Raw genomic sequence first — 20,817 nt, 5'->3', positions numbered from 1 at the left:
TTTCCGTTGTCTGATCCGAGCCGGCGACTGCGCTCACTCGGTTGTCGGCCAAGGCATCAATCAGGCGCGGATTGTCTTGCTTATTACGGTCTTGCCCTTTTTCGTTTTCCTCTATGTCTTTCTGGTTTCTGCGGCGAGTGATGCCGCAGAGGCTGGTTGTCGCTTTTGCGCTGTCAGCGTTTTAAAAGGACCCAGTTATGAGTCAACAGTCACTGAGTCGTGAGGCCGTTCAGGAGCCTCAGAATACTCCTACGCCTGAAGAGCTGGATGCTCATCTGTCATCTGATCCGGAATCAGCGGTTCCTGCCCCGGAAACCGAGGGTTGGTTTGGCAAGTTTGCGTTTGTTTTCTGCATCTTTGTCGCATTAAGCCATATCTACTTCAACACACTGGGCAATATGTCTGAGCTGTGGTTGTCCGCTATGCACTTTGGCATGTTTGGTTTTCTCTGTGCACTGCTTTACCGAACCGGTAAGCATAAGCTCGGTGCGGTTAAATCCTTTCATTGGGGGCTTAACATTTTGCTTGGGGCATTGAGCCTTGCGGTGGTTGTTTACCTGATGCTGGGTGAAACAGCACTCTATGCCCGAGGTGTGACCTTTATCACAACAGATTGGCTGGCCTCGATCGTTGCGGTGATACTGGTGATTGAGTTTGCCCGCCGTACCAGTGGCTGGGTAATTCCTGTGATGATTCTGATCGCCCTGTCCTACGTGGCCTGGTGGGGTAAGTATCTGACTGGCGTGTTTCACTTTCCGGGTTTGACTGCAGAAACGCTGCTATTCCGCAGCTACTTCTCTAACGAGGGCATGTTCGGTTCTATTGCCCGGATCAGTTCCACTTACGTGTATATGTTTATCCTGTTCGGAGCCTTTCTGGTTCGCTCCGGTGCCGGTGAATTTATCATTGAGCTGGCGCGATGTGTGGCGGGCCGCATGATCGGTGGACCGGGACTTGTGGCGGTGCTGGGATCGTCTCTGATGGGCTCGATCTCAGGCTCTGCGGTTGCCAATACGGTATCAACCGGCGTGATCACCATTCCGATGATGAAGCGTGCAGGTTTCCGTCCGGTGTATGCCGGTGGGATTGAAGCAGCTGCTTCAACCGGTGGTCAGCTGATGCCCCCTGTGATGGGAGCGGGTGCCTTTATTATGGCGTCTTATACGCAGGTGCCTTATCTGGACATTATTACGTTGGCGTTTCTGCCGGCGATGATCTACTTCCTGTCGGTGGCGTTCTTTGTCCGTATCGAAGCCAAGCGCCTGAATATTCAGGTCGTTGAGGAAGAAACACCTCGCGCACGGGATATTCTGAAGCGCGGCTGGCACTCTCTGGTACCTATTGGAGTGCTGATTGCTCTGCTGATTTATGGCTTTACGCCAACCTATGCTGCTGGTTTCAGTATTCTGAGTGTGATCTTTGCGTCCTGGTTATCACCGAAGCCGATGGGGCTGCGGGATATTGCCGAGTCTATGGTGCAGGGCACCTACAATATGATCCCGACAGCGGTGCTGCTGATTGCGGTCGGCCTTGTGATCAATGTGGTGACGACGACCGGTGTGGGTAATACCTTCTCGCTGATGATCAGTCAGTGGAGTGGCGGTAGTTTGCTGATCAGTCTGGTACTGGTGGCTTTGGCTTCACTGATTGTCGGCATGGGATTGCCTGTAACGGCATCCTATATCGTTCTGGGTACGCTATCTGCTCCGGCACTGTACAGCCTGATCAACGAATCTCATCTGATCGATTATCTGATGAGTGGTCAGGTGGAAGGTATGGCCAGCGCCATGATTACCCTGAGTCTGCCAAGTCTTGCGGAAGCTCTGCCTCAGGGTCTGACACTGGCACAGGCGCAGCAGGTGATCGCAACGCTGCCTGCGGATTCTCTGGATATGGTGGTTGAGCAGGGGCTGTCAGCAGAAACGCTGACTATCAGTCTGATCTCTGCGCATATGATCATTTTCTGGCTGTCTCAGGACAGTAACGTGACGCCTCCGGTGTGTCTGGCAGCCTTTGCAGCCGCGGCGGTTGCCCGGGCAAATCCGATGCGCACTGGGTTTATGGCCTGGCGGTTTGCTAAGGCGCTCTACGTGGTGCCGTTGTTATTCGCCTACACCCCTTTAATTGGCGGAACCCTGCCGGAAGTGTTGCAGATCTTTATCTTTGCTTGCCTGGGAATGTATGCACTGGCGGGCTTCTTTGAGAATCATCTTGAAGGGCCGCTTCAGCTTTGGCAGCGGATCTTACTGCTGCCCTCCGCGGGTCTGATGCTCTGGCCTGATCTTGGTCTGGTTGCGCAGCTGGTTGGTTTTGCCATTCTGTTGCTGCTCTTTGTGATGAGCCGTCGGGCAGAGCCCGTCAATCCGCATCAGGTGGTGAGTGCCGAAGCCGCTTAACCTTCAGAAGCTGTCACCAGAAAAGGTGGCAGCTTTTTCTTTTTCTGAGAGGCGGGGCATTTTAATATGCCCGGCCTTTATTGCTGTTTTCCGAACAGTCTTCTCAGAACTGCAGTTGTGAATTTTTCCGAGGCTGACTTTGAATAAACCGGTTGTGTCCGCTGGCCGGACTCGTCTGATCTCTTATCCTGTTGCGATCACACTTTTGGTGGTCTGTTGTTTACTGCTCACCTCTGGTGCGAGCCATTACTCCTACTACAACACTCTGGCGCAACTGGAACAGGAAAGTCATTTCAAGCTTAACCTCTACAAAAAGGTGGTGCTGAGTGAACTGAAGCGCCATGCCTACCTGCCTCTGATGCTGTCGAAAGATGATCAGGTGCTGGAGTTTTTGCATGACTCAGAACTGAAGATGAAGGGGCAGGCGCTTAATGCTCATCTGGAATCCCTCAGCGAAGGGACCGATGCACTCAATATCTATCTGATGAATACCGACGGTACCACAATCGCCACCAGTAACTGGAAGAGAGAGACCAGTTATCTCGGGGTGAACTATCGCTACCGTCCTTACTTTCTGAATGCTTTGGCGGGACAACCGAGTATTTTTTTTGCGATCGGTGTGACGACCAAGATCCCTGGCTTGTTTCTGTCTCATCCTGTGTACCTGAACGACGAGGTGGCGGGCGTGGTTGTGGTTAAGGTCAGTATGCAACCCTTAGAAAAACTCTGGGCAGAGCAGGGGGCAGAAAAGGTTTTTCTCACGGATGCCAACGATATTGTCTTCAGCAGTACCGAGTCGGACTGGCGTTTTAATGCACTTTCTAATCTGACCTCGGAGCAGCGGGAAGGCCTTAGGGCCGATCGTAAATATCTGGATTATCCCATCAGGTCGTTACCGATCCGGCGGAATGTTGATATTCAGGATCATCGTCTGATTCGCATTGTTGATGGTCCCCGTCAGGGCAACAATTATCTCTGGCTGACCCAGGCGTTGCCCAACAGCCCCTGGAAGTTGCATATCATGGCCAGTGCGCTGGATGCCAGAGAAGCGGCGATTAACGCCTTTTTTCTGGGCTTGCTGCTCTCCAGTCTGGTTGGCCTGTTAGCCTACATGCTGATGAAGCGCAAGCGTGTGGCAGACCGGCTGAGGGAAGCACACGACCTGCTGGAGCAACGTGTTGAAGCCCGTACAAGGGAGCTTTCCCAAAGTAACCTGCAATTAACCCATGAGATTGAACAACGCCAGAAAGCCCATGAAGCTTTGCGTCAGGCTCAGGATGACCTGATTCAGAGCAGCAAGCTGGCAGCCTTAGGGCAGATGTCGGCGGGTATCACCCATGAACTGAATCAGCCGCTATCGGCAATTCAGACCTATGCCCGAAATGGTGAAAAACTGGTGGCACGACAGCGCTATGACGCTGCCGGAGAGAATTTTAGCCGTATTTTTGCTCTGACCAGTCGAATGGGAGAGATCATCAATCACCTGAAAACCTTTGCCCGAAAAAGCCAAAAACGGCGAGAAGCCGTTGCTCTTAAAGGGTGTGTTGAAAATGCCCTGGAGTTGGTGGAACACATGAGCCAGAGGGATCAGGTCGCGATCAGCCTTGTGGTTGACGATGAATCACAACTGATTGTGGCGGGCGATCCGGTGCGTCTTGAACAGGTCTTCGTCAATCTGCTGAGCAATGGTATTCAGGCGCTGCACAGTTCAGATAATTCTGATAAACGGATATCGATCTGCCTGAGAGCGGTGGATGGCAATGCTGAGGTGATCATCCATGATAATGGACCGGGTTTTGACGATCTGGTGCTGGAATCGATTTTTGACCCCTTCTTTACCACCAAAGAGATTGGCGAAGGTCTGGGCCTCGGGCTGTCTATCGTGTACGGCATTCTGATGGAGCATAACGGAGCGATTGATGCCCGTAATCATCAGGGGGCCGAGATACGTGTTTGCCTGCCTCTTTTTCAACACCGGGACCCGATGGACTATATGGCTGCAGAAGGGAGTGACCTGTAATGTTTGATGCAACCAAACAACCAAACAATTTTCAGCCTGAGCTGACCGTGCTCTTTGTTGATGATGAAGAGAACATGCGGCTTTCGGCAGAGCAATGCCTGCAGCTGGAAGACTTTCAGGTTGTGACCTGTTCCGATGCGAAAGAAGCTCTGACACATCTAAAGCCGGGGTATCCGGGGATTGTGGTCACGGATATCCGGATGCCGGGGATGACGGGCTTGGAATTAATGGAACAGGTGCTGGCTATCGATTCTGAGCTCCCCGTGATTCTGCTGACCGGTCATGGCGATATCGACATGGCTGTCAGCGCCATGCACAAGGGGGCTTATGATTTTCAGCAGAAGCCGTTTGATCCGGACCATTTTATTCGCATTGTTGGCCATGCATTGCGCCAAAGGGCACTGGTGCTGGATAACCGTCGTCTCAGAAAAAGTATTCAATCCCCGGATCTTCTTAACGCTCTGCTGGTCGGTAAAAGCCCTCAGATGCAGGCATTGCGTGATACGGTTCTGGATCTGGCAGATCTGCCGGTTAATGTGCTGATTCATGGAGAAACCGGAAGCGGCAAAGAGCAGGTGGCGACCAGCCTGCACCAGCTGAGTTATCGTCAGTCATTACCTTATGTCGCCCTGAACTGTGCTGCCATGCCTGAGCACCTGTTTGAAAGTGAAGTGTTCGGTTTTGAAAAAGGGGCGTTTACCGGGGCTGATCGTCAACGCATAGGTAAGTTGGAATACGCTAAAGGTGGGACGGTTTTCCTTGATGAGATTGAAACCATGCCCCTTAATCTGCAGGTCAAATTGCTTCGGGTTCTGCAGGAGATGAAGGTCGAGCGACTGGGTTCCAATCAGCTGGTGGATTTGGATTTTCGTTTAATTGCCGCGACTAAAACTGATCTGCAGACTGCCAGCGAACAAGGGGAGTTCCGGGAAGATCTCTATTTTCGTCTGAACGTCGCAGAGATTCATATTCCCCCTCTGAGAGAGCGCAGAGAGGACATACCGCTTTTATTTACACACTTTATCGATCAGTTGGCTCAGGATTATGGCCGTGAGCCCTTCGAGCCGGATCTGAATGATATTCAGGCGGTGATGCAGCACCGCTGGCCCGGCAACGTTCGAGAGCTAAAAAATATCGCCCAGCGCTTTGTCTTTGGTCGGCAAGGACAGAAGCTGGCGGTCTCTGAGCTGATGAAAACACCGGCGATCAAAAGCGGTGTCAGCCTGCAGTGCCAGATGAGAAGTTTTGAGCGGACTCTGTTAGAAAATGCACTTCGACGTCATAGCGGGCAGGTACAGCCTCTGCTGGATGAGTTGGAGTTACCCCGCAGAACTTTTAATGAGCTGATGAAAAAACACGGTCTGGAAAGAAAGTGTTATCGGCAACAGGTTGAGTAATAATGTATTCGTTAGCATTTTGTGGGTTCTTATCGACTAGCCAAAAAGATACAATCACTGCTAATTCAATCAATTTTGAGGTGGGTTGTGCGTGTCATCACTTTTGGAACATTCGATATTCTTCATTATGGACATATCCGGATTTTGAGCCGTGCTAAAGAATTGGGTGACCAGCTCGTTGTTGGGGTTTCCTCTGATGCTCTCAACGAACGAAAAAAAGGCCGCAAACCCGTTTATTCTGAATTTGAACGAGCAGCGATGCTTAAAGCTCTACGTGTGGTTGATGAGGTTTTTCTTGAGGAGTCTTTGGAGCTTAAAAAGCAGTATATTCTTGATTATAAAGCTGATGTTCTGGTTATGGGGGATGACTGGGCCGGGAAGTTTGATGATATGAACGCGGTGTGTGATGTTGTATATTTGCCAAGAACACCTTCAATTTCAACAACCTCAATCATTGAGGTGGTCAAGTCTCTGCCTGAGTAATCGCTGTGGTATCAAGTCAAAAAAATTATGATTTTTTCAGTGCTGAAGAGAGAACAGTACCTCTTTGGCTTAATACTAGTTTGATATTTCTTTTTACAACCTTTGTTGTTTTTAGGTTGTATATGAGGGATGTGTTTCACTATTTTGAACCTTTTTTTTACCTGTTACTGCTTTACTCTTGTTTTAGATATGGTGTCGGCTTAAGGCGATTATTTCTGGTTGTTTTAATAGTTGCTATTGCTATTCCGGTTTTAAGTTGGCTGATGCTTTTACAGGATTTTTCGAGAGAAAATGTGCTCCATGTCAGGCCGGAAGATTTTTTAGATAAATTTATTTATTTATTTATGGGTTTTTTTCTCTATCTAAATAAGAAAAAGATCCCTCTTTTTTTACTGCTAGCTTCTATCGTTGTGCTATGTATACCTTTTGCAACTGGCGGGGGGATTGCCGAAATTAAGAAAGGTCTTTCAGGCGAGCGTGTTGACTTCGGGTTGGTTGCTATCCGGACTGCGCTGCTATTTGGCCTGGTTTTTGTGGGGTACACGATCTACGCGTTTTTTTCGAAGCAACGCCTTTCGTTTCGTTTGGCTCTGGTGGGTTTATCTTTATTATGTTTAATGATTATTTTTGTTACACAAACAAGGTCGGCTGTTGTTGGGCTAGTATTTTTCCTTTTATTCTTAGTCTACAGTTTTTTTAAGGAAGGTATTAGCCTGAGGAAAAAGCTTTATTTTGGGCTTCTATTATTACTTTTAACGGCAACAGCTTACGTTTCAGGTTTAGCTAATCCATTGTTAAATCGATTTGAACTTGAGGCGCAAACTTTTACGAAATTCTATGAGAAACGCCAGGATTTTTCGGAGTTACCTGATAGCAGTATGGGGCTTCGTCTTCAGTTTTGGCGAGCTGGAATTGAGTACGGTATGGATCGCCCGGCACTAGGTTGGGGGTACAGAGGAGGTAATACCGTTATGGAGTTGTCAGGCACAATTTCCCCTGACAATACCTTTATAAATACAGTCCATAATGGATATCTTGAGCTTTTTGTGCGGTATGGTTTTTTTGGTTTGATTTTTTTTGTTTGTGTAATGACGGTTGTTCTATTCTATTTTTATAAGTCAGTTAAACTTGGCTTGGTTCCTAGGTGGATTTCTTTTTATATTCCAGGATCGATGATCTATTTTAATTGTATTGCTATGTTTACTTCGGATTTTTTTTATTGGCAAAGCTTATATGCTTTTAATATCATTATGGCGGTTGCGGCAGCTTATGCTTATCAAGCTGTAAGACATGTTAAGGTCGGGGAGGCATTGTAATGGCTGGTGAAGCTAGGCTTGAAGGAGAGGTGGGAGAAAAGGCTCTTTCAATGCTTAAGGAAATAACTTCTGTTCTAGAGAAGTTCGGTGTTGACTATGTCCTGGATTGTGGCACTTTGCTGGGTATTATGCGAGAAAATCGTTTGCTGCCTTGGGATAACGATGTTGATCTTGCCGTTGATTCATCTCAGCTCACCAAGCTTAAAAGGTGCATGTTTTTACTATGGTTCAAGGGTTATAGAGTCAGGTTCGCTAAGTCGACAATAGAAACTGCATCTATTCCTTATGGTGCTAAAAGAATCTTTCGGATTCGCAATAGAAAAGGCATCTTTCATCGTGGTGATAATCTTATTGATATCTTTATTAAGTACGATGCGGGTGACGGTTTTCACTATGTAAGAATTGGGGAAGGTGTCAATTCGGTTGAGCAGCGCTTTCCGACGAATTTTCTTAGAGAAAAAAGTACTGTTGATTTTGAAGGCAAGCAATATCCAATTCCTAAGAATTATGATGAGTATCTGACCTACCGATATGGGGACTGGAGAATACCCGTTAAGGAATGGGATTATATTTCACAAGATAAGTCGAAAGTTGACTCATCTTCCTAGTGTTTTTTTATTGTTTAAAAGGGCTGAGATGTCCTTTTTTTATGCCTCAAAAAAAGTCTGGGGTGTTATAATTGCTGGTTTGCTCAATGTATCAGATTCAGGTTGCGGAACTTCTTATGGATAAAACAAACAAGCGTGCAGTGATATTAGGTGCCGGCGCGCCTCACAATGGTGAGCAACCATCTTTGCTGGAGGCTGTGAATGGAGTCAACGTGCTTGAATGGCTGCTGCGTGCGACATCAGTATTTAAAGGTAATGCCTGTTTGGTATTAGGATACCAGTCTGATGAGATTGCCGAGAAGTATCCGGAAATTGAAACAGTTGTAAACCCTAACTGGTCTGACACTGGAAGTGCAGCTTCTTTACTGAGCACTGACCTGACTGTCTCTGATGATGTGCTGGTTTGTTATGGTGATATCCTTTTTAGAGAAAAATTAGCAGATACCCTCAGTGAGACAGAGGCAGATATTGCTGTTGCTTGGGATAGTCACTGGAAGCAGCGATATATTGGTCGTTCTGAAGATGATTTAACGGGTTCAGAAAAAGTTTTGGTTCAGGGTGCTGATGTGTTGCGTTCGGGCTGCGATATTCCCGATGAATGGGCATCCGGAGAGTTTATTGGTTTGGTTCACTTTGGCCCAAGGGCGGTAGAGGCTTTGCGAAGTATCCAGGGTAATCTGCCTGGTTTATTGCATAAAGCGCACCTGTCAGGACTTGTTGAGTGGTTAAGGCTTTCTGGGCTTAGTGTGAAGGGCGTTGATGTAGCCGGGGACTGGGCAGAAGTTAATCAGCCTAAAGACATTGCTCATTTTGTCCTAGGGACGAAAGCAGAGACACTGGCACGCCTACGCAAGATGGTGACTGCTGCGACAATTCAGGACCAGGTTTCTTTCACTACCGGTGAGTGGAGTGATAGTGCCAGTGAAATTTTGAGGCAGGCTGAGAGCAAGTTTGCAGGTCAGACGGTTGTTGTTCGTTCAAGCGCCCGAAGCGAAGATGCTTTTACCCACTCTAATGCGGGGGCTTATACCAGCGTGCTTAATGTCGCTGTCCCTGCTGGCCTTGAAGCTGCGATCGATGAGGTGATTGCTTCATATCATAATATGCAGCCTGATGATCAGGTGCTGATTCAGCCCATGGTTAAAGACGTGATCATGAGCGGTGTGGCTTTTACCCGCACTCTGGAGCGTGGCGCGCCTTATTACGTTATTAATTATGAAGAAAGCGGTTCGACTGATGGTATTACGGCAGGCAACACCAACGATCATAAGGTGTTGTATGTTCATCGTGATGCGCAAGAATCGCAAATCGCAGATCAGCGGTTAGTGCCCTTGGTTTTGGCGTTGATCGAGGTTGAGTGGCTGCTATCCTATGATGCCCTTGATGTTGAGTTCGCGGTTGATAAAGACCTTCAGGTGCATATCCTTCAGGTTAGACCTATTGCTGTAGAGCAGGAAGATCTGCTGCTTCAGAATGCTCAAATGGCGGAGATGTTCGACAGCGCGTTACGGCATTGGGACAGCGATTTCCAGCCAGCAGCACATATTTTTGGCAGTAAGCCGCTATATGGGGTAATGCCTGACTGGAACCCGGCAGAGATTATTGGCACTAATCCCGGGCGGCTTGCGGATAGCCTCTACCGGAAATTGATTCTGGATGATACTTGGGCGACGCAGCGTGTCGAATACGGCTACAGAGATATTCGTCCTCAGCCCCTGCTAACCAGCTTTGCCGGTAAGCCGTATATTGATGTTCGGGCCAGCTTTAATTCTTTTATTCCACAAGGAATATCAGATCAGTTAGCCGCTAAGCTGGTTGAGTTCTACCTGCACTGGCTTAGTGAAAATCCGCACCTGCATGACAAAGTAGAGTTTGATGTCGTGCCGACTTGTCTTGGTCTTGACTTTGCGCGTTGGGAAAAGCGCCTGAAAGATGAAGCGGGCCTGTCCGATGCAGAGCTCTCTGATCTGAAATCAGGTTTACGGCAGGTAACCTGTAATGGTATCGAGCGGACTGCTGGCGATATTGAAACCACACATGCGCTTAATGATCGTCTGGTTGCCGTAAAAAACAAACTGACAGACTACCCAGTATCCCGATTCCTTAACATCGCAAAGAATCTTCTGGACGACTGTAAACGCTATGGCACCCTTCCCTTTGCGCATCTTGCTCGAAGCGGTTTTGTTGCTGTAACGCTACTTAAAGAGGCTGTGGCCACTGGCGTGCTGACCGAGCAGGCAAAGAACGAGTTTATGGCATCTGTAAGAACGGTCTCTCATGAGCTTACAGAAGATGCTCGGGCTGTTGTGTCTGGTCATCTTAACTGGGATGAGTTTGTCGATAAATATGGTCACCTGCGCCCTGGCACTTATGATATTACTTCCCCTGCGTATCGTGATGATCCTGAAAAGTATCTGCGCCCTATCCTTGATAAGACTGGTACTGAAGCTATTCACTTATCCGAAGGCACCTCACTTTGGGAGCAAGAGCGGGTAGCCTTTTTTAACGCTGTAAGGTCTGAAGGCATTGATTACTCGGACGAAGAGTTGGAGCGGTTCCTGCGTCAGGCGATTGAGGGGCGTGAAAGTGCTAAGTTTGTATTCTCTCGTAACCTGTCTCTGGCCCTGGATCTTATTGTTCGCTGGGGTGAGCGGTATGGGTTGGACCGGGAAGAATTATCTTCACTTTCTATTCAAGAGTTGCTTGATGCGACTCAGTCACCACAATCTGAAGCGGTTGTGTCTGAAAGACTTAAAGCGACCGCGGATTATCACGCCCGGTTCCGTGTTGTCGCTCAGTCTTGCGAGTTGCCTGCTTTGCTGACATCGAAGGACGACTTTTTCTCGTTTCTTCTGCATGAAGGCCAGCCAAACTTTGTAGGGCAAACCCGTGTATTAACGGATTGCGTTAACTTGGCAGACAGCTCTCCTGAGGATCAACCTGATGTGAGTGGCAAGATTGTCATGATTCCCCAGGCCGATCCGGGTTATGACTGGCTGTTTGGCCAGGGGATTGCTGGGCTGGTGACCATGTATGGTGGCGCTAACTCTCATATGGCGATCCGGGCAGCGGAATTTGCGATGCCTGCAGCAATCGGTATTGGAGAACAAATGTACCGTCAGCTAGCTAAAGCCTCGGTGCTTGAGTTAGACCCTGCAAACTCTCAGTTGAAGGCGATTCATTAGTGTTTCGTCTGGGTATAAGTCAGAGATTTGACCGTATTGACGGCCGTGATGAAGCTCGCGATGCTCTGGATTATCATTGGTCTGAGTTTTTGTGGGAGCTGGGAATTCTGGCAATTCCTCTCCCTACGGGGATCCCTGATCATGAAGAGTATTTTGCGGAATTAAAGCTGGATGGCTTTATCCTGAGTGGTGGGAATGATATCGGCACGGCTCCTCAACGTGATGCGCTTGAATCTGCAGTGTTAGTGTTTGCAGGTAAGAAAAAACTACCTGTGCTTGGTGTCTGTCGCGGTATGCAATTTATCAATCACTACTTAGGCGGCTCCTTGGTTGAGGTGACCGGGCATGTGGCTACCCGGCATCCGCTTGAAGGAACTATGGTGGCTGATCGTATTAGCAATGAGGTTAACAGTTACCACAATCTCGCCATCACAAAGCCAACCCTTGGTCAAAGTTTACAGGTGATGGCTTCCTGCGATGACGGTGTTGTTGAGGCCTTTAAGCATAGTGAGTTTCCCTGGATGGGGATTATGTGGCATCCCGAGCGTGAACTGCCTTTTTCAGAGGATGACCAGAAACTGATTCGTGATTTTTTTGGAGTTTGATATGAAAGTTATTGTGCTTGCTGCTGGGCAGGGTACACGTTTACGCCCTTACACCAATGATCGGCCAAAATGCATGGTTGAGCTTGATGGTCGTCCATTGCTTCACCGACAGCTTGAGGTGATTAAAGGTAGCGGTGTACCTGTTGAGAATATAGCTCTGATCGGTGGTTATCTTCGGGATAAGCTAAATGCTCCTGAGGTAAAGCTTTACACCAATGAACGTTTTGCGGAAACAAATATGGTCAGCACTCTGTTCTGCGCTGAAGAGTTCATGTCACCTGACCAAGATCTTCTGATTTGTTATGGGGATATTGTCTACGAACCTTCTGTGCTGGATACATTGCTTTCAACAGAAGGTGAAGTGGTTATTTCGGCGGATCTGGAGTGGAAACGCCTTTGGTCTCTGCGTATGGATGAACCTTTGTCCGATGCCGAAACGTTCAAGATGGAAGGTAATAAAGTACTTGAACTGGGCAAGAAGCCTGAAAGCTACGATCAGGTTCAGGCGCAGTATATGGGACTGATCAAAGTACGAGCCGATAAAGTTCAGGCCTTCATCGACTTCTATCATCAGCTGGATCCATCTGCGATCTACGATGGTAAAGATCTGGATAATATGTATATGACCAGTCTGATTCAGTCTCTGATTGATAACCGCTGGGATGTACGTGCCGCTCTGGTTGAGAATAAGTGGTTGGAAGTAGACTCGGCTTCAGAGCTTGAACTGTATAGTGAGCTACAGGAAAAAGGTCAGTTGTCATCATATGTCAAGCTTGGATGATCTATGCGTAAACTTATTAAGGATTTAACTGAGGCTCCTGTCTCGTCTTTAATTGCATTTCTGAAAATGTCTTTTTTTCTACCGGTTTTTTTTAGCTACCGTGGCAAAAGAGATGCAACGGCTATCGAATTTCGTCAATCTAAACCTGATTCAGATACGTTGCCGCTGCTTCAGGCTGCTCTGGCTAATAAACCAGGGAAGAAAATCCTGATTATTGCTGATAAGCCTAAGGTCGCAGCTCCTTATGTTACAGAGTTGAATGAATTTCTTAAGACGGATCTTATTGAAGTAACGTCTCTTAGCTCTGCTCTGAAAAGATCCCGTACTGTATTTTTGATCGATAATCCCAACTCCGAGCGTCTTATGATGAGAGGCGCTCGGTTTTTTTTGCGCGACCAGAAGTACTACCGCATCTTTCATGGGCTCATCACAAAAAAAACGCCCACCGAGCAAAAATTTGAAGACTATATGCCAAGCCGGCGAGGCGGGCGAGCCTTTGATGGTGTTTTATGTCAGAACTGGATAGAGAGTTATCGTCGAGCCTATTTTTCAGGCATTCCAGTAAGGAAGACAATTCGGGTTGGTTATCCTCGATTTTATCGTGCTCCAGCCCTGAAAGATAAAAGCGCCCCTCTGCTTCTAACAGAAGAGGCGCAGTCTTTGATACAAAAGCCTGGCTTTAAGATCATGTATGCCCCAACCCGATCCGGTAGTCTACCTGCGTTATCAGGCTTTGATGAGCAGGTTCTTCTGCAGTGGCTTGAAGAGCACAATGCTTATCTGTACCTGAAGACTCATGTTCTTACCAAGCAAATTCAGGGCTTTGAAAACCTTGGTGACCGCGTTGTTGATCTTTCTAAAGTAGCGACCATAGGCAGCCTGGATATCCTTTCCTGCATGGACGCCCTGATCACAGATACCTCTTCAATTATGATGGAAGGCTTTGCTTTGGATCTCCCGGTGATTCATTCAATTAATGAAGACCCAACTGTAGCAACAGCTCATGATGTTATCGCTTTTGAAGAGCATATTGCTTTGCCCGGAATGCGTGCCTACGACTTCAATGAGCTGATTGAAAAGTTAAATTGTGCCAAAGCTGGGGATTACAGCAATCAGTTTGCACAGAATGTGTGGGGGCTTGTTCCTGAAAAAGATATCGAGCAAGCCTTTGCGCGTATTATCCGTTAGGTGTCTTGATGGCAAATTTTACTACCCTTGAGGGTGAGAACTACGAAAACGCTCTGGCTATGTTGAAGGATGTGACTGACATTCTTGAAACATATGGTATTCGCTATTGGCTTGAATGTGGCACTTTACTGGGTGTCATTCGTGAAGGGCGTTTGTTGCCTTGGGATACGGATATCGATCTTTATATTTTAGCCGAGGACGTGCCGCTATTGCGTAAGGCGTTCTGGAAGCTCTTTTTTAAAGGTTACCGGGCGAAGATATCCCGCATAAAGCATGACCATTTTCCGCTAAAAAAGGGTGAGCCAAGAATCGCCAAAGTTAGAAATCGGGATGGCCTTTTTCATAGAGGGCCATTATTGATTGATATTTTTATTAAGTACTCTCCCGGTGACGGCTTTTTGTACAACATTCTGATGAATAAAGGCGCCTGTGTGGTTCAGAAAGCTCCAACCGATATGTTAGCTGAGAGCTCTGCCGTCGATTTTGGTGGCAAGCAATACCCGGTTCCTGCAAAGTATGATGAATATCTGACCTATCGTTACGGAGATTGGAGAACACCAGTTAAAGAGTGGAGTACTTACGAAAATGATCAATCCAACTGCGAATAAGAGTGATATCTGAATGTCGGCTGCAAAGCGTTACCTCTTTTTCGTTCAGCAAACATACTCCTATGGCATTTTGCGCCCGCTTCAGGATGAGATTCGTGAGCGTGGTGACGAGGTTGTTTGGTATCTTAATGGTAAGTCAGTTTCAGCCAGTCAGCTGAACCCTGATGAGATACAGCTGACAACTGTAGAGGAAGTAAAAGCCTACAATCCGGTTGCTGTTTTTGTGCCGGGAAATGTTGTCCCGGATTTTTTCCCAGGCATCAAAGTTCAGGTGTTTCACGGCTTTGAGTGGAAGAAAAAAGGCCACTTTGTGATTCGTGGCTTTTTTGATCTTTATTGTACACACGGTCCTATTACAACAGATCGTTTTGAGGCGCTTGCTCGAAAGCATCGGCATTTCCGCGTTATTGAGACTGGCTGGCCAAAAATGGATCCTTGCTTTCCTTTGCCTCCGCATAAAAAAACGGGCAAACCCACTATCTTGTTTGCCCCTACGTTTTCCCCTGCATTAACGTCTGCTCCCGCTCTGTTGGATCAATGGCAAAAGCTCGGTAATTCCGGTCAGTACAATATTGTGGTTAAGTTTCATCCAAAAATGAATAAGGATGTGGTTACTGCATACAGGGCGCTTAACTTAAGTCATTTACGGGTTAGCGAAGATGCCAGTTTGATTCCGTTGTTACAGCAGGCTGATGTTGTTGTCTCAGATACCTCAAGTGCTGTGACTGAAGCTTTGCTGATGGGGAAAGTTGTCGTTACGCTTAATAACTCAATGCCAGAAGACTACTTGATTAACTTCACAAAGGCTGATCAGCTTGAGAAAGTACTTGATCAGGCTTTGTCACCGGACGAATCACTGAAAGATAAAATCGAGAGTTATATCAGGCAGGTTCATCCTTATCAGGACGGAAAAAGTGCTGCTCGTGTGCTTGATGCGGTAGACCGGGTTTCAGCTTTGGGTGTACTGCGTAAACCGTTGAATCTGTATCGGCGCTATAAAGTCCGCAAATCACTTGGTTATATGCATATCCGTTGAACGTGGTGATAAGCAGAAAAGAATAGTTGAACAAAAAAAGAGCCTGCTGAAAGGCTCTTTTTGGTTTTGGTCGGTGTTATCGATTGTTTATCAGGTAGTCAACGATGCGTTCGGCAACTTTGCCGTCAACCAAGCCAATCAGCTCTTGAGTCGTTTTCGATCGGTTTGATTGATTTGATGCTGGGTTGGCGAGTTCTTCTCGAATAGCTACTTCAAGGTTAGTCACTTTATCTACATGGCGGCCCACGTCCCGGTACTTGTGAATTGTTTGATCCATACGTTTTTCAAAACGATAGCGGAATGGGCCTCTGTAGCCCCAGCGTAATTTGAAAAAATCCAGCCAAATGACAGGTTTATCCAGAGCAGCGAATTCAAAAAGAGCAGAAGAGGCTTCACTGATCAGTATGTCAGCCGTAGCCATGTAAGGGATCAGCGAAAGTTCTGTTGGCTTTGCCAAGTATACGTTGTCGAACGTGTTCCAGTGTTCAATAAGTTTCCTTTGAGCCTTGTATTTTTTGTTCGTATAGCTAAAGAAATGGGGTTTGATAATAATGTTGCAGTCCGCAAACACTGCAGGCCAATTTTTTTCCATCAACTCAATTGAACTGGGATAAAAGGTTGGGGCGTAGAGAAGTGTCGGTTTGTTTGCGGATAAGCCCGCGTTTTCCAGATCAAAGCTCACCTCTGAAAAGCCAGTCTTGGCTACCAGAGGATCCAGTTTGGCGAAGCCTGTTTCGACAAAGTTTGCTTTTGGGTAACGATGGGATAGCTCCAGTTGGCGAAAGTGCCCCTCTGTGAAGCGAACGTCAAATTTAGACAGTCCCTCCCCGTAGTAACACTCTTTTACTCCGATGCCGTGATAGAGCAAGGCTGTTTTTGTCGAAGAGGGCAGCTGATCAAAGTGCTTAAAGGTGTTGCCGAATATGATCCAGTCCGCAGGATTCTCCCTGTAAAATTCCAGAGTGTCAGCTTCACTCATGGCCGATACAGGTAGTTCGGTCATTTCGAGAAACGTTTCTAATATCTCTTCAGAAGCACTGAGCTGGTGAATCACAAAGTGGCACTGATGCCCGAGAGAAGAAAGTCTTCTGTATACCGGTTCGTATTGAGGAACGTAATAAAGCTGCTGAACATCAAACCAAACTTTTAGAGACACCCTCTTCTCCTGATCAAGCGCTAATTAATGTGAGGCATTTTGTCGTTTTTGTTTCTGTGGGACAACCTTTCATCGGTACAGAGGCAATTGCTTGCGTACTCCGCTATGATACCCTCGCGTTACTGAGTCTAGGTTAGCCTTTTACGGCTGATTAATATTTCACGTTTTACTAGGGATTTTCTTTTGCTGACTTTTGAATCCTGCCAGAAATCGGTTCTTGTGGTTGGGGATGTCATGCTGGATAAATATTGGCATGGTGCAACTGAGCGTATCTCACCTGAAGCGCCGGTTCCTATCGTGAAGGTTAAAAGCAATGACGCCCGTGCCGGTGGTGCTGCGAATGTGGCTTTGAATATTGCCGCATTAAAGCTTTCAGCAAAGGTGCTGGGTGTTGTTGGGAAAGACCACGAAGCATCTGAACTGGAGTCATTGCTGTCTGATAAAGGTGTTCAATCGGGTTTTGTCGTTGCAGCAAATCAGCCGACGATCACTAAGCTTCGCATCATGAGTCGCCATCAGCAGCTGCTCCGATTGGATCATGAAGAAGTATTTGCACCGGAATATGCTCAGGATCTGAATCGTCTGACATTGCAGGATTTGGATAATGTGGCCACAGTTGTTTTGTCAGATTATGCAAAAGGCTCGCTGCAGTCCGTAAATGTGCTTATTAGCGAGCTGAGAAAATCTGGCCTTCCTGTATTGGTTGACCCAAAGGGAACTGACTTTAGCCGTTATAAAGGGGCAACACTTCTGACTCCAAATATGTCTGAGTTTGAAGCTGTCGTCGGCTCTTGTACGTCAGAAGATGAGGTTGTTGAAAGGGCTATTCGTCTGTTGGATGAGTTGTCGTTGGACGCCTTGCTGGTCACCCGTAGTGAAAAAGGGATGACGTTGTTTCAGGCTGGTAAAGATCCTGTTTACTATGCGGCAAATGCTAAAGCTGTCTTTGATGTCACTGGCGCCGGTGATACGGTGATTGCTACTCTTGCAGCAGGAATTGCCGGAGGGCTGGATCTTGAGCGTTCTGTCGAGGTTGCCAATATCGCTGCCGGTATTGCGGTATCTAAACTGGGAACAGACACCGTATCTCTAGCGGAGCTAAATGCAGAGCTCGCCAGTTTCTCAGGGCTTGAGCAGCAGAAAGTTATTAGTGAAAATGCGCTAGTTCAGGCATTGAGTGTGTCTAAACAGAGAAATGAGCGAATTGTATTTACCAACGGTTGCTTCGATATTCTCCATCCAGGTCATGTCAGCTATCTGAATGCTGCACGTAAACTGGGGGATAAGCTAATTGTTGCCGTTAATTCTGATGCATCCGTATCTCGACTGAAAGGCCCTTCTCGGCCGATCAATGATTTGGAACACCGTATGCACGTTTTGGGTGGTCTGGCATCAGTGGATTGGGTTGTCCCTTTTGAAGAAGACACGCCTGCCCGTATCATTGCAGAACTCGTTCCTGATGTGCTGGTTAAAGGTGGGGACTATAAATTAGAGGACATCGTCGGCGCTGACACAGTTATAAATTCCGGTGGCGACGTTAAAGTGTTGAATTTTGAAGATGGTTTTTCCACAACCAGCATCATCGAAGCAGCTCATCAATCAAGTTTGAAGTGATAAAAGGATCATCTGATGGATTTAAAAAATATACAGCTAAATGATTGGAGCGGTATCGCTATGGAATGGGCCGACAAAGTATGGCCTGCTTTGTTGCTTTTAATTCTTGGCCTTTGGCTGGTTAAACGAGTAAAAAATGTTCTCGTAAAATTGCTGCAGAAGAAAAATATGGATGAGGCTGCAGCAAGCTTTATCGGACAAATTGCCCATAGTGTTTTGCTTGTTATTCTGTTTATTGCGGTTTTAAGTGAGATTGGCGTTGATACGACCTCATTGATTGCTGCTTTAGGTGCTGCGGGTTTAGCTGTCGCGTTAGCGCTCAAGGGCTCAATGGAAAATCTGGCAGCAGGGATTCTTCTTGTCTCTCAACGCCCCTTTAAAAAAGGCGATTATATTGAGGGGGCTGGTGTTGCCGGAAGTGTCGACCATATCACCATGCTGAATACCCGACTGAAAACACCGGATAACAAGCTGATCGTAGTACCTAATGCTTCTTTGATAAATGATAACCTGACTAACTATTCGGCTAATCCAACCCGCCGACTGGATCTGATCGTCGGTGTCAGTTACAGCGATGATATCCGTCTGGTCAAAGAAACGCTGAAAGAGATTATTGCAGCAGAGCCTCGTGGTAAAACTGATCCGGAACCTTTAGTTGCTGTCAGTGAGTTGGCGGACAGTTCTGTGAACTTTACCGTTCGGGTTTGGGTCGATGCTGCTGAATATTGGCCAATTAAATTCGATCTCACAGAGAAGATTAAACTGACATTTGATGAGAAAGGGATATCAATTCCGTTCCCGCAGCGGGATGTGCATCTTTATCAGCATTCAGAGTAATCAGTAGAAGGCGGCCATGGTCGCCTTTTTTTATTTGGCAAATATCTAGCTTAAAAGGGCTCTGATATAATCTCTGCAATTTTTAGAGATCAGTATCCTCACAGGCAGGTTCATGAAAGAAATTATCCTTATCAACATTTCCGGCGTCGATAAGCCAGGGCTTACTTCATCTATTACAGATATTCTTGCTGGTTATGGTGTGAATATCCTGGATATTGGCCAGGCGGTTATTCACGACACTCTGTCTCTCGGTGTGTTGGTACATATTCCGGAAGAGTCTGAATCGTCTCCGGTTTTACGCGATGTGCTTTTTAAGGCTCACGAGCTAGGCGTCAATATCCGTTTTACACCTGTAGCGGAAGACAGTTATAGCCACTGGGTGGATGGGCAAGGTAAAAACCGCTTTATCGTTACTTTGCTGGCGCGGCAGGTTACGGCGGAGCATATTGCTCGTGTCACGGGTGTTGTCGCGGGTAATGATCTGAATATTGATCGTATCAATCGTCTCTCAGGTCGAATCCCGCTTCGCGCTATTTCCGAACAAAGTCGTGCTTGTGTCGAATTTTCTGTTCGGGGCGATCCGGAAAATCCGGCTAAAATTCGCGAAGAGTTCCTGAGCCTGGCCAATGAGCTGAGTGTCGATATCTCTTTCCAGGAAGATAATGTATTCCGCCGTAATCGTAGACTGGTTGTCTTTGATATGGACTCAACCCTTATCGAAGCAGAAGTGATTGATGAGCTGGCAAAAGCTGCTGGTGTTGGTGAGCAGGTTTCTGAAATCACGGAAAGTGCGATGCGCGGTGAAATTGACTTTACCGAGAGCTTCAGGCGTCGCGTTGCCTTACTGAAAGGACTCGATGAGAGCGTGCTTAGCGGCATTGCGGAAAACCTGAAGATTACTGAAGGTGCTGAAAAGCTGATTTCAACACTTAATGCGCTGGGTTACACAACTGCGATTCTTTCCGGTGGCTTTACTTACTTTGGCGAGTACCTGCAGAACAAGCTGGGTATTGATTATGTTCACGCCAATGAACTTGAGATTCGCGATGGTAAGGTGACTGGTAATGTTACGGGTATTGTTGTTGATGGTGAGCGTAAGAAAGAGTTACTGAAGCAGATTGCAGCGGATGAAGGCGTACGCCTTGAGCAAACAATTGCTGTTGGTGATGGTGCGAATGATCTGCCGATGTTGGGTACGGCGGGCTTAGGGATCGCCTTCAGGGCTAAACCGATTGTAAAAGAAAGTGCAGAGCATTCCCTGTCCAATCTAGGGCTGGATGCGATTCTTTACCTTATCGGCTACAGTGATCGAGATTTGGATTAAGTAACTGAATTGGTTTTGTCCCATAAGAGCCAGCACCTTAAAGAGGTGCTGGCTTTTTTGTTGCTAAGTCGAGGCGGAACAGAGTAATCGTGGTTAGCAGTCTGCGTGTACTTGCCTGCTGGTATTGTAAATTGCTCTTCATTTCTAACGTCGAAATTGTAGGTTTTACTTTATTCTGACTTTTTTCAGGTATTTTTGCACTTTTCTTATTTTAGGGCTTGTACTGCCCCGCTTTGTGCGTATAATTCGCCCTCGTTGTCACG

The 20,817-nt window shown here is 47.0% G+C and carries 16 protein-coding genes; 15 read left to right on the top strand and 1 reads right to left on the bottom strand.

Annotation, left to right across the window (positions count from 1 at the left end):
• Positions 1–197: 197 nt before the first annotated feature.
• From AC4GL5_RS08660 to AC4GL5_RS08605, 12 genes are all read left to right on the top strand, one after another.
• Positions 198–2,396: a TRAP transporter permease gene (locus AC4GL5_RS08660; RefSeq protein WP_490382379.1), complete on the top strand. Its 2,199-nt coding sequence runs from the start codon at positions 198–200 to the stop codon at positions 2,394–2,396.
• A gap of 139 nt (positions 2,397–2,535) precedes the next feature.
• Complete coding sequence (locus tag AC4GL5_RS08655) at positions 2,536–4,416, top strand: ATP-binding protein (RefSeq protein WP_490382378.1); 1,881 nt, start codon at positions 2,536–2,538, stop codon at positions 4,414–4,416.
• Entirely contained in the window at positions 4,416–5,813 is a 1,398-nt protein-coding gene (locus AC4GL5_RS08650) for a sigma-54-dependent transcriptional regulator (protein ID WP_490382377.1), read from the top strand. Before AC4GL5_RS08655 ends, AC4GL5_RS08650 begins: the two co-directional genes overlap by 1 nt.
• Positions 5,814–5,900: 87 nt before the next feature.
• Positions 5,901–6,296 (top strand): FAD synthase family protein, encoded by a 396-nt coding sequence (locus AC4GL5_RS08645; RefSeq protein ID WP_490382376.1) that lies wholly within the window; start codon positions 5,901–5,903, stop codon positions 6,294–6,296.
• Positions 6,297–6,301: 5 nt separating this feature from the next.
• Complete coding sequence (locus tag AC4GL5_RS08640) at positions 6,302–7,612, top strand: O-antigen ligase family protein (RefSeq protein ID WP_490382375.1); 1,311 nt, start codon at positions 6,302–6,304, stop codon at positions 7,610–7,612.
• A complete protein-coding gene (locus tag AC4GL5_RS08635) occupies positions 7,612–8,220 on the top strand; it encodes a LicD family protein (protein WP_490382374.1) in 609 nt (202 codons plus the stop codon). Before AC4GL5_RS08640 ends, AC4GL5_RS08635 begins: the two co-directional genes overlap by 1 nt.
• A 116-nt stretch (positions 8,221–8,336) precedes the next feature.
• The gene (locus AC4GL5_RS08630) at positions 8,337–11,405 is read left to right on the top strand and encodes a PEP/pyruvate-binding domain-containing protein (protein WP_490382373.1); all 3,069 of its coding nucleotides are present in this window, start codon (positions 8,337–8,339) and stop codon (positions 11,403–11,405) included.
• Entirely contained in the window at positions 11,405–12,010 is a 606-nt protein-coding gene (locus AC4GL5_RS08625) for a gamma-glutamyl-gamma-aminobutyrate hydrolase family protein (RefSeq protein WP_490382372.1), read from the top strand. Before AC4GL5_RS08630 ends, AC4GL5_RS08625 begins: the two co-directional genes overlap by 1 nt.
• A gap of 1 nt (position 12,011) precedes the next feature.
• Entirely contained in the window at positions 12,012–12,791 is a 780-nt protein-coding gene (locus AC4GL5_RS08620; protein WP_490382371.1) for a phosphocholine cytidylyltransferase family protein, read from the top strand.
• Between the two features lie 3 nt (positions 12,792–12,794).
• Complete coding sequence (locus AC4GL5_RS08615) at positions 12,795–13,979, top strand: CDP-glycerol glycerophosphotransferase family protein (protein WP_490382370.1); 1,185 nt, start codon at positions 12,795–12,797, stop codon at positions 13,977–13,979.
• An 8-nt stretch (positions 13,980–13,987) separates the two neighbouring features.
• On the top strand, positions 13,988–14,587 hold the full coding sequence (locus AC4GL5_RS08610; protein WP_490382369.1) for a LicD family protein: 600 nt from the start codon (positions 13,988–13,990) through the stop codon (positions 14,585–14,587).
• A gap of 13 nt (positions 14,588–14,600) precedes the next feature.
• Positions 14,601–15,623 carry a CDP-glycerol glycerophosphotransferase family protein gene (locus AC4GL5_RS08605; protein WP_490382368.1) on the top strand — a complete coding sequence of 341 codons (1,023 nt, stop codon included), beginning with the start codon at positions 14,601–14,603 and terminating at the stop codon, positions 15,621–15,623.
• 76 nt (positions 15,624–15,699) lie between these two features.
• Here AC4GL5_RS08605 and AC4GL5_RS08600 read toward each other — a convergent pair whose 3' ends face one another.
• A complete protein-coding gene (locus AC4GL5_RS08600; RefSeq protein WP_490382367.1) occupies positions 15,700–16,779 on the bottom strand; it encodes a CDP-glycerol glycerophosphotransferase family protein in 1,080 nt (359 codons plus the stop codon).
• Between the two features lie 183 nt (positions 16,780–16,962).
• Between AC4GL5_RS08600 and hldE the strand changes: the two genes are divergently transcribed.
• From hldE to serB, 3 genes are all read left to right on the top strand, one after another.
• On the top strand, positions 16,963–18,393 hold the full coding sequence (gene hldE / locus AC4GL5_RS08595; protein WP_490382366.1) for a bifunctional D-glycero-beta-D-manno-heptose-7-phosphate kinase/D-glycero-beta-D-manno-heptose 1-phosphate adenylyltransferase HldE: 1,431 nt from the start codon (positions 16,963–16,965) through the stop codon (positions 18,391–18,393).
• A gap of 15 nt (positions 18,394–18,408) precedes the next feature.
• A complete protein-coding gene (locus tag AC4GL5_RS08590) occupies positions 18,409–19,230 on the top strand; it encodes a mechanosensitive ion channel family protein (RefSeq protein WP_490382365.1) in 822 nt (273 codons plus the stop codon).
• Between the two features lie 112 nt (positions 19,231–19,342).
• Positions 19,343–20,554 carry a phosphoserine phosphatase SerB gene (serB, locus tag AC4GL5_RS08585; RefSeq protein WP_490382364.1) on the top strand — a complete coding sequence of 404 codons (1,212 nt, stop codon included), beginning with the start codon at positions 19,343–19,345 and terminating at the stop codon, positions 20,552–20,554.
• Positions 20,555–20,817 lie beyond the last annotated feature (263 nt).

It is taken from the genome of Oceanospirillum sp., from assembly GCF_982874595.1.
This window is presented reverse-complemented; position numbering and strand designations above follow the sequence as displayed.

What these genes read in the sequence shown, in the direction of transcription:
- AC4GL5_RS08660 (WP_490382379.1), top strand. Translation starts at nt 198, where the DNA reads ATGAGTCAACAGTCACTGAGTCGTGAGGCCGTTCAGGAGCCTCAGAAT.
- AC4GL5_RS08650 (WP_490382377.1), top strand. Translation starts at nt 4,416, where the DNA reads ATGTTTGATGCAACCAAACAACCAAACAATTTTCAGCCTGAGCTGACC.
- AC4GL5_RS08635 (WP_490382374.1), top strand. Translation starts at nt 7,612, where the DNA reads ATGGCTGGTGAAGCTAGGCTTGAAGGAGAGGTGGGAGAAAAGGCTCTT.
- AC4GL5_RS08630 (WP_490382373.1), top strand. Translation starts at nt 8,337, where the DNA reads ATGGATAAAACAAACAAGCGTGCAGTGATATTAGGTGCCGGCGCGCCT.
- AC4GL5_RS08620 (WP_490382371.1), top strand. Translation starts at nt 12,012, where the DNA reads ATGAAAGTTATTGTGCTTGCTGCTGGGCAGGGTACACGTTTACGCCCT.
- AC4GL5_RS08615 (WP_490382370.1), top strand. Translation starts at nt 12,795, where the DNA reads ATGCGTAAACTTATTAAGGATTTAACTGAGGCTCCTGTCTCGTCTTTA.
- AC4GL5_RS08610 (WP_490382369.1), top strand. Translation starts at nt 13,988, where the DNA reads ATGGCAAATTTTACTACCCTTGAGGGTGAGAACTACGAAAACGCTCTG.
- AC4GL5_RS08605 (WP_490382368.1), top strand. Translation starts at nt 14,601, where the DNA reads ATGTCGGCTGCAAAGCGTTACCTCTTTTTCGTTCAGCAAACATACTCC.
- AC4GL5_RS08590 (WP_490382365.1), top strand. Translation starts at nt 18,409, where the DNA reads ATGGATTTAAAAAATATACAGCTAAATGATTGGAGCGGTATCGCTATG.
- serB (WP_490382364.1), top strand. Translation starts at nt 19,343, where the DNA reads ATGAAAGAAATTATCCTTATCAACATTTCCGGCGTCGATAAGCCAGGG.